This is a genomic window from Bradyrhizobium brasilense (genome assembly GCF_029714345.1).
Taxonomy (GTDB): Bacteria; Pseudomonadota; Alphaproteobacteria; order Rhizobiales; family Xanthobacteraceae; genus Bradyrhizobium; species Bradyrhizobium australafricanum.
The window spans coordinates 597858-611219 of record NZ_CP121669.1; the positions used below are offsets into that span (position 1 = coordinate 597858).

Sequence of the window (13362 nt, forward strand, 5' to 3'; positions counted from 1 at the left end):
TTTTCAGGTCGTGAGGGGAAATGCCATTGGCCGGGCTATTGCGCCGGCAGCTACGCTCGCCGCAAGCGCCAATGGCGCCGGTCGACGCGATGACATGGGACACCTCCCGATGTGTGTTCTCCTGGCCCGGGCAGGGTCAGGTTTGATCGGTTCTAAACTATCGGGCCGGACCCGCGCGTCAATCGCCTTACCCACCCGGCTAGCCCGACCAAGGTAGTATCGCGCCGGACCGGGCGGCCGCTGCCCATTTACCGGGCCTTATCGATTCTGCCTTAGTTTTGCGCTCCGGGGTCTGGGGCGGGTTGCTGCCGGACCCCGCGTGGTTTTCAGAATGAAGACGGGGGTTGGAATGTCGGGGCTGAAGCGATCGTTGTCGATCAGGATCCCAACCCTCAGATTTCGCGCCAAGATCATGCTCGGCTTTGCCGTCACGCTGGCGCTGTCGGCAGCCACCATGGGCTTTGCCTATATGGGCTTCGAGCGGGTCTCCGCCGGCGTCGGCTCCTATCGCCAGAGCGTCGCGGAAGCCGATCTGGCCCGCAACATCGATCGCGAATTGATCTCCTACCGTTCGCTGGCGCGCTACTTCGTTGCGACCGGCAAGGAGGACGACGCCAAGGCCGCGCTCGCCGCCGAGGGCAGCCTGAAGGATGCCATCATGGCGTCGATGAAGGGCACCACCAACCCGGCCCGGCTCGAGCAGATCACCAAGCTGGAGCGCGAATTCCGCGCCTTCACCAAGATCTTCGCCGAGATCGTCCGCATCAAGAACGACAGCGCACAGACCGCGCAGAACAAGCTGACCCGCAGCGCGACCTCGATGCGCTACAAGCTCGACGATCTCCCGAGCAACGCCGATGATTCCGAGCTGCAGTCGATCCAGTTCGGCGCCAAGAAGGTGGCCGACCAGCTCCAGTCGATCACCGGGGCCGTCAATACCTTCGTCGTCAACGGCGACAAGACGGTCGCTTCCAGCGCGCTCGCCCGGCTGAAATTCGCCGACAATCTGGTGAAGGCGATCACCTCGAATAACGAGCGGATCACCCAGAGCGTGAAGGACATCACCGCGCTGCTCGAAGAGTACCGCGAGGCGCTCGCCAAGCTGATCGCGAACGCGAAGTCGATCGACGAACTGACCGTCGAGATGACGGAGTCCGCGGCCGCCATCAGCCAGGGCGCGGCGGCGATGAAGTCCGATCTGCTCGCCGACCAGAAGCGGCTTGAAAACGAATCGCACACCATGATCGGCGAGACCGAGCAGCTGATCCTGATGCTCGCCGCCGGCAGCTTCGTGCTCGGGCTGGTCTGGGCGTTCCTGCTGGGCAAGGGTATTTCGCGACCGATCGCGGCGATGTGTGCGGCGATGCGCGAGCTCGCGGCAGGCAATTTCGACGTCGTGCTGCCGGGCCTCGGCCGTCGTGACGAACTCGGCGAGATGGCCGGCGCCGTGGAGGAGTTCAAGGTCCAGGCGATCGCCAAGGCCGAACGTGATGCCGCGACCCAGGAAGCGCAGAACAAGGCGAGTGCGACCGCACGACGCAACGAGCTGATTCGTTTTGCCGACGAGTTCGAATCCGCGGTCGGCTCGATCGTCTCCAACGTGTCGGCCTCCGCCGTGCAGCTCGAATCGGCGGCCGGTACGCTGACCCGGACGGCGGAGACCACGCAGAACCTGTCGAGCCAGGTCGCCGGCGCCTCGGAGGAAGCCTCCAGCAACATGCAATCGGTCGCCTCCGCGACCGAGGAACTGTCGGCGTCCGTCGACGAGATCGGCCGTCGCGCCAAGGAATCCAGCCAGATCGCCGATTCCGCCGTGCGTCAGGCCGAGCAGACCGACGCGCGGATCGGCAAGCTCTCGCGCGCTGCGCAGGAGATCGGCGACGTCGTCAAGCTGATCACGGCGATCGCCGAGCAGACCAATCTGCTGGCGCTGAACGCCACCATCGAGGCGGCGCGCGCCGGCGACGCCGGGCGCGGCTTCGCGGTGGTTGCGGCCGAGGTGAAGTCGCTGGCGAGCCAGACCGCCAGGGCCACCGACGAGATCTCCACCCATATCTCGGGCATGCAGGCGGCGACGCAGGAATCGGTCGCCGCGATCAAGGAGATCGGCGGCACCATCGGCCAGATCTCCGGGATCGCGACCAACATCGCAAGCTCGGTCGAGCAGCAGAGCGCGGCAACGCAGGAGATCGCGCGCAGCGTGCAGAACGTTGCGCAGGGCACACAGGAAGCGGCGTCCAGCGTCACCCAGGTGAATCGCGGCGCCACCGAGACCGGAGCTGCTTCCGAAGAGGTGCTGAATTCGGCCCGCTCGCTGTCGGTCGAGAGCTCGCGGCTGCGCGAGGAACTCGACCGCTTTATGGCCAATATCCGCGCGGCGTAAGGCGCGCGCGGATCTATCCATCGTCGTCCTGGCGAAAGCCAGGACCCATAATCACCACTCACTATTGTTTTAAGTGCAACTCGCCGCGTGCCCTTTTGTTGGGCCGCGGCGTATGGGTCCTGGCTTTCGCCAGGACGACGAATTAATTGCCTGTGCCGGGACGACGCTGTTTGGTTGGCGGGATGATGCGACTAATCCCGTCCGAACTGGTGCTTCAACTCGACCTTGGCGCGCTCCAGCCGTGATCGCTCGGTCTTCGGCAGCGTCTTGCCGGCGCGGTTGATATAGAAGATCAGCATCGAGAGCGCGGAACGATAGGCGCCGCTCTTGCGGCGCGCGCTGTGCTCGGCGGATTGCTTCAGCGATGATGCGATCTTCTTCGCGCTGGTCTGCTTGAACACGCCGCGCTTGAGGTCGAGCGCGTCGCTCTCCTTTGTCACCCGCTGCGACCAGCGCTTCGCCGTCCTCTTGCTTGCGCCACGCCTGCGACGCGTTGTGCTCGTGGAGCGTGCCGGTGATGTCCTTGCCGTCTTGCGCGTTGCTTTCTTGTGTGCGGCCATCGATGCCTCCGTGTCTTTTGAGCCGAGAACAGTTCGCCGCGATCGCGGTTCCTATGCCGCATTGCGGGAACCCTTGCCGGCCTGCGGCGTTGACATCGCGTGGCGGGCACTCCGTTTGCCGCAATTCCGGGTGAGTGAACCTTGGAACAGATCGTTCCGGGGTTTTTCTCATTGGTCGATTCTGATGACAGTGCAGCCGACACAATTGAGTTCCGCGACGACGCAACAGGCCGTGGCTCCGGTCACGCCGGACGATGACCGCATCATCGAGACCTCGATTCCGGTCCGGCTCGACAATCTCAGCTGGAGCCGCTTTCACACCCGCGTCGTACTGGCGCTCGGCATCACCTGGATCCTCGACGGGCTGGAAGTGACGCTCGCGGGTGCATTGTCGGGTGCGCTGAAGGACAGCCCGACGATGAGCTTCTCCAATGCCGATGTCGGTCTTGCCAGCAGCGCGTATCTCGCCGGCGCCGTGCTCGGCGCGCTGGGTTTCGGCTGGCTTACCGACCGGATCGGGCGCAAGAAGCTGTTCTTCATCACGCTCGCACTTTATCTGTCGGCGACCGCCGCGACCGCGCTGTCGTGGAATGTCGCGAGCTACGCGCTGTTTCGCTTTCTCACCGGTGCCGGCATCGGCGGTGAGTACACCGCGATCAACTCGACCATCCAGGAACTGGTGCCGGCCCGCTATCGCGGCTGGACCGATCTCGTCATCAACGGCAGCTTCTGGATCGGGGCGGCGATCGGTGCGCTGAGCGCTATCATCCTGCTCGATCCCGCGTTCCTTGCGCCGGACCACGGCTGGCGGATCGCCTATTTCACCGGCGCGGTGCTCGGCCTCGTCGTGCTGCTGATGCGGATGTGGATTCCGGAGAGCCCGCGCTGGCTGATGATTCACGGGCGTCCCGAGGAGGCCCACAAGATCGTGGCCGATATCGAGACCTCCGTGCTTGGTCACGAGCAACCAAGCGCAGACTTTGAGAAGATCAGGCTCCGGATGCGCGATCACACGCCGCTGCGCGAGGTCGCGGTGACGCTGTTCTCCACCTACCGGCAGCGCTCGCTGGTCGGGCTCACGCTGATGGCGGCGCAGGCGTTCTTCTACAATGCGATCTTCTTCACCTTCGCATTGATCCTGACCGACTTCTTCGGTGTCGCCGCCAGCAATGTCGGCTGGTACATCCTCCCCTTCGCCGCCGGAAACTTCCTCGGGCCGCTGCTGCTCGGCCGTCTGTTCGATACACTCGGCCGCCGCACCATGATCGCGCTGACCTATGGCATCTCGGGCGTGCTGCTGGCGCTGTCCGGCTATCTGTTCTCGATCGGCGTGCTCACCGCGCAGACCCAGACCATCGCCTGGATGGTGATCTTCTTCTTCGCCTCGCCGGCCGCGAGCGCCGCCTATCTCACCGTCAGCGAGACCTTTCCGCTGGAGGTCCGCGCGCTCGCGATCGCCGCCTTCTATGCGATCGGCACCGGCATCGGCGGCGTGATCGGACCGGCGCTGTTTGGCGTGCTGATCGACACCGGATCGCGCAACAGCGTCTTCGCCGGCTACCTGCTGGGGTCGGCGCTCATGATGGTCGCCGCAGCGGTCGCATGGCGCTATGCCGTCGCGGCCGAGCGGAAATCGCTCGAATCTGTCGCGCGACCACTGGCATGTGTGGAGTAGACTATGACGAAGCATGACGTGGCCGAAATGCCCATGGATGATGACATCGCCCCTGACGCCAAGACGGACAGCGTGCCGACGCCGGCGTCGCTGATCCCGCCGCTCCGCCAGGCCGCGGTGCTGCTTGACATCGACGGCACTCTGCTCGATTTCGCGCCGACGCCGCGCGAGGTCTGGGTGCCGCCGGAACTGTCGACCACGCTGAAGCAGCTGCATGAGCGCACCCACGGCGCGCTGGCGCTGGTCAGCGGCCGCTCCCTCAACGACATCGACCTGATCTTCGCGCCGGAAGTATTTCCTGCGATCGGCGGCCACGGCGCCGAGATGCGGCTGCAGCCGGACAGCGAGGCGGTCGCCGCACACGCGCCGCCGCTCGACAAGGAATTGAAGCGCCGTCTTGCCGCGATCGCAAAGCTCAGCCCCGGCATTCTGCTCGAGGACAAGGGCTATTCGCTGGCGCTGCACTACCGGCTGGCGCCGCAGGCGGAGAAGGCGATCTATGAAGCGGTGTCGCTGATCCGCGCCGAGTTGCCGAATGCGCCGATCGAGGTGCTGCCGGGCAAGAGCGTCTGCGAGATCAAGCATTCCGGCTTCACCAAGGCGACCGGCGTGCTCGAGCTGATGACGCATGAGCCGTTCAAGGGACGGCGCCCGTTCTTCATCGGCGACGACGTAACCGACGAGACCGTGTTCGCGATCATGCCCGATTTCGACGGTCTAGCGTTCTCCGTCGGCCGTCGCGCAACCGGCGTCGCCGGACATTTCGACGGACCGAGCGATGTGCGCGAATTCCTCGCGCATCTGCTCGACGTTGATAGGGACGTTAGCCTGTCCTAACCGAAACGCATTCATCGCAGCCGAATCGAATACGGTGCTTTTGCGTCGTGGCGTCAACCTCGCGCGTAATTTTCTTTTCGCGAGTTCCCGCGAGTTCCGTGCGTGTTCGCCAGAATTTGGTTTCAATTGGGAGATTCCTTGATCAGGAACCATCTTGATGAATGGTTGTTAATACGCGAGTTGACCAACAGGAGGGGACCTGGTGAACCTCGTCGTCGTATCGAACCGCGTCTCGCGCGGAAAACCCAATGAACCCATGACGGGGGGGCTGGCTGCGGCATTGTTGCCGGTGGTGGAAAAGACAGGGGCAATATGGGTTGGTTCCAGCGGACGCGTCCGCGACGGGAACCTGAAGGAACCTTTCGCAGAGGTCGAAGCGCTCGGGGCGGGCGCGCTGGCGATGCTCGATCTGCCGGCCGCGCACTATGGCGGCTATTACGAAGGCTTTGCCAATTCGGCGCTGTGGCCCGCGATGCATTCGCGCGCCGATCTGATTCGTGCGTCTCGCGAGGACTACGCGAGCTATCGCGAAGTGAACGCGTTCATGGCGCGCGCGTTGCTGCGCTTCCGCAAACCGGATTCCGTGTTCTGGGTCCAGGACTATCATTTCCTCGCACTCGGCGCCGAGCTGCGCGATCTCGGCGTCACGCAGCCGATCGGCTTCTTCCTGCACACGCCATGGCCGGCGCGCGCGGTGATCGCGGGCGTGCCCAATCATCGCGAGCTGATCGAGGCGATGCTGTCCTATGACCTGATCGGCTTCCAGACCGATGAGGACTGCGAGAACTTCCTGAGCTATGTGCTGCACGATCTCGACTTCGAGGTGCGCGACGGCGTGATCAATTCGTCGTTCGGCCGCACCCGCGCCGCGGTGTTTCCGATCGGCATCGACCCCGGCAAGTTCGCGCAGCAGGCGACCAAGGCGATGACGCATCCCGACGTGACGCGGCTGCGGCGCAGCCTCAACGGCGAGAAGCTCGCGATCGGCGTTGACCGGCTTGACTATTCCAAGGGCCTCGTCAACCGCATCAAGGCGTTCGACAAGATGTGGACGCTGCATCCGAACCTGAAACGTTCGGTGTCGCTGCTGCAGATCGCAACGCCCTCGCGCGGCGCGATCGAAGCCTACGGCAATCTGCAGAGCGAGGTGGCGAAGCTCGTCACCGACGTCAACGGCGTGCATGGCGAGGTCGACTGGACGCCGATCCGTTACCTCAACAAGGGCTTTGGCCAGGGCGTGCTCGCAGGCCTCTACCGCACCGCGCAGGTCGGCGTCGTGACGCCGCTGCAGGACGGCATGAACCTCGTCGCCAAGGAATATGTCGCCGCGCAAAACCCGGCGGACCCCGGCGTGCTGGTGCTGTCGAAATTCGCCGGTGCGGCGAACGAGCTCGACGCCGCGCTGCTGGTCAATCCGCACGATATCGACGGCATGGCGCGCACCTTGGCGACTGCGCTCGCGATGCCGCTGACCGAGCGGCGGATGCGCTGGGAAGCGATGATGGAGAAGCTCAACAGCGGCACCATCCAGCAATGGTTCGCCGATTTCATCGAGGCGCTGCAGGATACGCACAATGCGGGAAACGCGGCGCTGCCGGAGCCACCAACCCTGTGGCCGCGCCGCACGGCGGATTTTGCCGCGCGCTATCACTGAGCGAGCATGACGATGCAGGATGGGTGCGTTGGTTCGCCCATCCGCGGTGCTGTCGTCCCTGCCTAGTGCGCAATTGGGCACTAGGCAGGGACGACACTGAATGTGTTGCGCGGCTAGTGGTCATAACTTCGCGTTCTCGCGACAGGGCTCGCGAAAGCGGGAATCCGGCATCCGTTTTTCCAGGAACGATGCGGCCCAATAGATTCCTGACCCGCGCCTGCGGCGAGCCTCCGGACGAAGAGGCGGGTTGATCGCATGCACTCATTGATTTGCGCCGGTCCCTGACCGACCGCCGGCCAAAATCGCGCGCGGCCGCGCGCAAGGCCGCGGCGCGCGGCCGCCGTCGCTATCAATTTACCCAATGTTTTCAATCTGTTGTGGAAATTTCGCGCTCCCGGCCTGCGCTCCCTTGCAAAATCCGCCTCAGCCCTTCAAGAGAGGGCCTCCCGGAGAGATGGCCGAGTGGCTTAAGGCGCACGCTTGGAAAGCGTGTGTGCGGGAAACCGTACCGTGGGTTCGAATCCCACTCTCTCCGCCATTTGATCCTTGCACGCCAAACGACGATTGCGCCCGCTTGGGTTGGCAAGTTGTGCTGAATGCACGCCCATGGCCAAGGCAACAACAGAAGCCGTTTATGAGACCTGGTCGGGGCGGAATGTAAAGAATCGCCGCACCGAAGCCGCCCGTCGTCGGCAGAACGACAACAACGCGGCAAAACGCCATCGCCGATGCCGGCCTGATTTCAAACCGCGACAGAACCGTACGAGACGTCGATCCCTCGCTGCCGGGCGTGGGGACACGCACAATGGATAATCCGGAAGGAGTAGTGGGCTCCCCCATGGGGAGAAATAGCGCGCGCCGATGAACTGCATGAAACTACGACAAAATCACCGATCGGCGAGGGCGGAGATCCCATGGGACAGACCGCAAAAAGGGAATTGCACCCGTTGCGCATGCTGGCGCTGCTGATTCCGCTGCTCACGACCGTTCCGCTGTCAAACGTGGATGCACAGGCGCAACCTGCTGCACCGCGTCAATTGCGCCGTGAGCCGCCGCCGCAAAAGCCGCAGGTGACGATGAATGCCTGGACGGTCGGCCTCGCCGGGGGCCTGCTCGAGGGCGCGCCCATTCGTCTCGCGGCCGAAATCGCCCGCGTCGTAGACGATGGCGACAAGCTGCATGTGTTGCCGGTCGTGACGCGCGGGCCGACGGAGAATGTGAACTCACTGCTGTATTTGCGCGGCATCGATGCCGCCATCATCAATTCCGACGTGCTGGAGGAATACCGGAGCCAGGTGCCCGATATCCAGCAACGGCTGGCTTTCGTGCTGAACCTGTTTCCGTCCGAACTGCATATCTTCGTTCGTCCCGAGATCCAAAGCCTGAGCGATCTCGCCGGCAAGAAGGTGAACTTCAATAATCTGGGTACTGCGGCGGCCTATTCGGGGCCGCTGATCTTCAGCCGCCTGGGCCTCGATGTGGAAAAAACCTTCATCCCCCATCAGGTCGCGCTCGAACAGATGCGCAAGGGCGAGATGGCCGCGGTCGTCTTCATCACCTCGAAGCCGGTGGATGCTTTCGTGCGCGGCCGCTGGGAGCCGGGGTTCAAGTTCCTGCCTGTTCGCTATGACAGGAGGTTCGAAGACTTTTATCTTCCCGCCTCGCTCGAGGCCACGGAATATCCCAATCTCATCAAGCAGGGCGAGCGCGTCACGACAATCGCAGTGCCGACCGCTCTGGTGGCCTTCAACTTTCCGGCCAAATCGAACCGCTATGAGCGCCTTGCGCGCTTCGTGGAGTATCTGTTCTCGCGGATCGACAAGCTGCAGCAGCCGGGCTTCGACCAAAAGTGGAAGACGATCAATCTCGCCGCAACCGTTCCCGGCCTGACGCGCTTCCCCGCAGCGCAGGCGTGGCTCGATCGCGAGCCGCGCGCCGCCGCAAATACATCGCAATGAGACGCGCGGCGACCTGCGCGGTGGCTGGAGTCTTGCTCGCAAGCGGCATTGCTTCGGCGCAGGCGGCAGGACATCGCCAGATCGCCCAGCTCCGCGACTGCTCCGCCAAGGACCGCTCCGAACGGCCGGAGTGCTCCGAAAAGACACCGCGGGCGTCGGCGCTGCCCCAGGCGAACCTGGGTAACAGCTGGGTCGTCAGCCTGACGACTTCACCGCTCGACTATTCACCGGTCGCCACCGCTACGACGTCATCGCGCGACGGTGCCGGCGAAAGCGGAATGACGCTTTCGATTCGCTGCCATGGCGGGCGGAGCGAACTGATCGTCGCCGGATCCCGCGTGTCCGGTCGCGGCGATGGATATGCGATTTCCTACCGCATCAACGACGGTCCGCCGCAGCAAGTCGCGGCAGCTGTGCCTGCGTCCGGGACCGGTGTTGCGTTCGGCGGCGATGTGATTCGCTTGCTGCAGTCCCTTCCGGACGGCGGAGGTCTCAGTATTCACCTCGCACCCCGTACCGGACCGGCGCTGGATGCGGTGTTCCCGTTGGGCGGGATGGATGTGGTGCGCGCGAAGATCACCGCTGCCTGCAGGTGGCCACAACCGACCGCAAAACCCAACGGCTAGGGATTTCAATAACGTGTCTTTAACAGGAGAGGCATCCATGCGCGTGTTTCAGCAAATTGCGAAGGTAACCATCATCGGAGCCGCAACGGTGCTGCTGTCCGCTTCATACGCTGCGGCGGAGCAAGGCGGCGGACGGTACTGGACACCGACGACAACGAACCGCACTGCGGACTATCAGCACGTTTCAGAAAAGGTCCAAAGGGTTCATGTCTCGCGCAAGGCGACCACCCACAAGAAGGAGCGATCGCCTCTCGACGCCAACGCCCGGCTTCCATCCAACGCCAAGTCGCACAACCTGATCCTGCAGGTGAACACGAACGATCCCGCAGCCATGAATCTCGCGCTCAACAACGCCGTCAACGTTGCGCAATATTACAAGGATCTCGGCGAGAAGGTGAAGATCGAGGTGGTTACCTTCGGACCCGGCCTGCACATGCTGCGCGACGACACGTCGCCGGTGAAAGCCCGTCTCGAGGAAATGGCGCTGAGCACGCCGGAGGTCTCGTTCAAGGCCTGCGGCAATACCCAGGAAAAAATGCACAAGGCCGAGAACAAGGACATCCCGATCGTTCGCCAGGCGGAGGTGGTGAAGTCAGGCGTCGTGCGCGTGATGGAACTGCAGGAGAAGGGCTGGTCCTATGTGAAGCCGTGACCTGTGGCCTAACCCGAAAGGGGTGGGTGGGGTCCTCCATGCGGGTTGTAGGCTTCGCGCTGCGGTACGGCGCATAATGCCGTACCTCAACAGATCGTGTCGCCGTGCGACGGGTGATTGCGGATGGGCCCGGTGATCCTCAAGGACAAGGCAGTTGCCGGCTGCGACATCGCAGATGCGTCGCGCCGGCTGCTGCCCAGGGCGGGACGGTCCGCGCTGTCGTGGACGACTGCTGCCATGCTCGCAATGGCATGCGCGCCGGAAACACGGGCTTCCCCGGATCGAGCCCACCCATCGACGCAACCGCAGCATTCGGCGGCTGCCCGCAGTCTCGGTTTCATCGAAGCGGCAAGGAACGGCGCTCCCGAAGCCTTGCCGCCGGGTCGAGGTGGCAATGACAGACCGGTGCAGGTCGCTCAAGCGAGCGTCAACGACCCGGGGCAGGCCTCGAAACGGGAATACAACTGGGCGGAATCGCTCTCCTGCGAACTGACGAATGCAAGACGTGACATCGAGTTGCTGCAACGTCTCGAGCAGGAGCGCTATCGGGCCGAGTCGCTGGAGCAGAGTCTCGCGGCGGCGCGCCGCGATATCGAGGCCCAGGCCGCGTTGGCGGGCAAGGCGGTCCAAGAGAAGCAGGCCGCGCAGGACGGAGCGGAGTTGCTGAACTCCCTGCAAGAGACGCGTGAGCGGGCGGAGCGCCTGGAGCGGGATCTGGCGGCAGCGCGGCGCGATGTCGAAACCCAGACCGTGCTGGCGACAAGGGCGCGTGAGGAAGCGTCTCGGCTGAAGGCAGCGGCGGAAGAGGGCGTGGCGGATCTGCAGCGGGAGCGCGAGCGGTCCGCGCGGCTCGAGCAGGATCTCGAGGCATTGCGCCGCAACGTCGAGACGCAGACGGCGCTGGCGGCAAAGGCAGGCGAGGAGGTTTCCCGGCTGAAGGGGATGCGTGAAAGCGGCGCTACGGAGCTGCAGTCGGCCCTGCAAAGGGAGCGCGAGCGGAGCGCGCAGCTGGAGCAGGATTTGGCGGCAGCGCGGCGCGATGTCGACACCCAGATGGCGTTGGCGACAACGACAAAGGAAGAAGCTCTGCGGCAGAAGCAGGCAGCGGACGTCGGAGCCGCCGAGCTCAGGCAATCACGCGAGCGAGCCGAGGCGCTGGCGCAAGACCTCTCGCTGTCGCGGAGCTCGATCTATGCATACGAAGCCCAAGTCCGTAAATCCGGAGACGAAGCGACGGAGCTCAGGCAGGCGGTTGCAAGCTGCACGGCTTCGGTCAGCAAATTCACACCCGACGAAGGTGAGCGGTTCGCACGGCTGGAGCGGGACCTTGCGGCTGCCCGCAGCAACGTCGAGACCCAGGCCGCGCTGGCGACCAAAGCCGGCGAGGAGGTTTCCCGACTGAAACAGCAAAGCGAAGGCGGAGCGGCCGAGGCGCAGGGCTCCCTGCAAAAGGAGCGAGAGCGGTCCGAAAGGCTGGAGCAGGATCTCGCGGTCGCGCGGCGTGATGCCGAGACCCAGACCGCGCTGGCGGCAAAGGCGGCCGATGAAGCCCTGCGGCAGAAGCGGACGGTGGAGGCCGGGGCCGCCGAGCTGCGGGAATCGCGCGCGAGGGCCGACGCGCTGGCACAGGAGCTTTCCCAGACGCGAAGCACGATCTACGCCTTCGAGGCGCAGGCCCGCAAAGCCGGTGAAGAAGCGGCGGAGCTCAGGCAGGCGGCTGAGAGTGGCGCAGCTGCGGTTCACAAAACCACACCGGACGAACGTGAGCGACTGGTGCGGCTGGAGCAGGATCTTGCGGCTGCCCGCAGCGATGTCGAGACGCAGACCGCGCTGGCGGCGAAAGCAAGCGAGGAAACCGCCCGACTGAAGCGGGAAAGGGAAAGCGGTGCGGCGGAGTTGCAGAACTCACTGCAAGCGGCGCGGGCTGACCGGCTGGAGCAGGATCTTGCGGCAGCGCGGCGCGATGTCGCGACCAAGACGGCGCTGGCGACGAAAGCAGACGAGGAAACGTCCCGGCTGAAGGCGGTGGAGAAGAGCGGTGCGGCCGAGCTGCAAAAGGAGCATGAGCGGTCCGCCAAGCTGGAGCATGATCTTGCGGCAGCACGACGTGATATCGAGAGCAAGGCCGTGCTCGTGACCGAAGCGGGCAAGGAAACGTCCCGGCTGAAGGCGGCGGAGAAGAGCGGTGCGGCCGACCTGCAAAAGGAGCGTGAGCGGTCCGCCCGGCTGGAGCAGGATCTTGCGGCGGCGCGACGTGATGTCGAGAGCAAGGTCGTGCTGGTGACCGAAGCGGGCAAGGAAACGTCCCGGCTGCAAGCTGTGGGAAAGAGCGCTGCGGCGGACCTGCAAAAGGAGCGTGAGCGGTCCGCGCGGCTGGAGCAAGATCTGGCGGCAGCGCATCGCGACAGCGAGACCCAGACGGCGCGGGCGGCAAAGGCAAGCGAGGAAATCTTGCTGCAGAAGCAGGCGGCGGAAGCCAGCGCTGCCGAATTGAGGCAATTGCGCGCCAGGATCGAAGTGCAGCCACAGCACCTCCCTTTGTCGCGGAGCGCAATCCATGCGTATGAGGCCGAGGATCGCAAGGCGCACGGCGCGGCGTTGACGACCGGTGCGACCGCGCGGGACAAGTCCATCGAAGTGGCCACCAATCCAACCGCCGAACAGACGCGAGCGGCGCCTGTTCGCGCGGTTGCTCAGCCTGCTCCCGAGCAGGCCGCTGAAGCGGGAGGGTTGGTTGCGCGGGCGAGCTCCTTGCTGCGTCAGGGCGACATAGGCGCGGCGCGGCTTGTACTCGAGCGCGCCGTGGAAATGGGCAGCGCCCAGGCGAGCTTCGCGCTGGCAGAAACCTACGATCCCCTGATTCTTGCGAAGTGGGGGACTTACGGCACGCGCGGCGACGAGCGCAGGGCGCAAGACCTCTACGCCAAGGCCAACGCCGCGGGAGTCCATGAGGCGAAATCGCGTCTGGAGGCGCTGCGCCGATAGCGCATCTGCCAATCCACCGGCAATTTCACCGC

Annotated in this window: 9 protein-coding genes and 1 tRNA gene; 9 read left to right on the forward strand and 1 reads right to left on the reverse strand. The window is 64.4% G+C overall.

Annotation, left to right across the window (positions count from 1 at the left end; all coding sequences use genetic code 11):
• Positions 1 to 349 precede the first annotated feature (349 nt).
• Positions 350 to 2383 carry a methyl-accepting chemotaxis protein gene (locus QA635_RS02765; RefSeq protein ID WP_283066723.1) on the forward strand — a complete coding sequence of 678 codons (2034 nt, stop codon included), beginning with the start codon at positions 350 to 352 and terminating at the stop codon, positions 2381 to 2383.
• Positions 2384 to 2574: 191 nt separating this feature from the next.
• Here QA635_RS02765 and QA635_RS02770 read toward each other — a convergent pair whose 3' ends face one another.
• Positions 2575 to 2943, reverse strand: a complete 369-nt coding sequence (locus tag QA635_RS02770; RefSeq protein ID WP_283066725.1) for a DUF3175 domain-containing protein — start codon at positions 2941 to 2943, stop codon at positions 2575 to 2577.
• A gap of 184 nt (positions 2944 to 3127) precedes the next feature.
• Between QA635_RS02770 and QA635_RS02775 the strand changes: the two genes are divergently transcribed.
• The 8 genes from QA635_RS02775 to QA635_RS02810 all read left to right on the forward strand — a co-directional run bounded on the left by QA635_RS02775 (position 3128) and on the right by QA635_RS02810 (position 13330).
• Positions 3128 to 4618, forward strand: a complete 1491-nt coding sequence (locus QA635_RS02775; protein ID WP_283066727.1) for an MFS transporter — start codon at positions 3128 to 3130, stop codon at positions 4616 to 4618.
• 3 nt (positions 4619 to 4621) lie between these two features.
• Entirely contained in the window at positions 4622 to 5455 is an 834-nt protein-coding gene (gene otsB, locus QA635_RS02780) for a trehalose-phosphatase (protein WP_410469707.1), read from the forward strand.
• A 202-nt stretch (positions 5456 to 5657) separates the two neighbouring features.
• The gene (locus QA635_RS02785; protein WP_225163499.1) at positions 5658 to 7109 is read left to right on the forward strand and encodes a trehalose-6-phosphate synthase; all 1452 of its coding nucleotides are present in this window, start codon (positions 5658 to 5660) and stop codon (positions 7107 to 7109) included.
• A 448-nt stretch (positions 7110 to 7557) separates the two neighbouring features.
• A tRNA-Ser gene (locus QA635_RS02790) sits at positions 7558 to 7647 on the forward strand.
• A gap of 415 nt (positions 7648 to 8062) precedes the next feature.
• Positions 8063 to 9067: a TAXI family TRAP transporter solute-binding subunit gene (locus QA635_RS02795; RefSeq protein ID WP_283066730.1), complete on the forward strand. Its 1005-nt coding sequence runs from the start codon at positions 8063 to 8065 to the stop codon at positions 9065 to 9067.
• A gap of 32 nt (positions 9068 to 9099) precedes the next feature.
• Positions 9100 to 9693: a hypothetical protein gene (locus QA635_RS02800; protein WP_283066732.1), complete on the forward strand. Its 594-nt coding sequence runs from the start codon at positions 9100 to 9102 to the stop codon at positions 9691 to 9693.
• A 37-nt stretch (positions 9694 to 9730) separates the two neighbouring features.
• On the forward strand, positions 9731 to 10345 hold the full coding sequence (locus tag QA635_RS02805; protein ID WP_283066734.1) for a DsrE family protein: 615 nt from the start codon (positions 9731 to 9733) through the stop codon (positions 10343 to 10345).
• Between the two features lie 123 nt (positions 10346 to 10468).
• Positions 10469 to 13330 carry a hypothetical protein gene (locus QA635_RS02810; protein WP_283066736.1) on the forward strand — a complete coding sequence of 954 codons (2862 nt, stop codon included), beginning with the start codon at positions 10469 to 10471 and terminating at the stop codon, positions 13328 to 13330.
• The last annotated feature ends 32 nt before the right edge of the window (positions 13331 to 13362 follow it).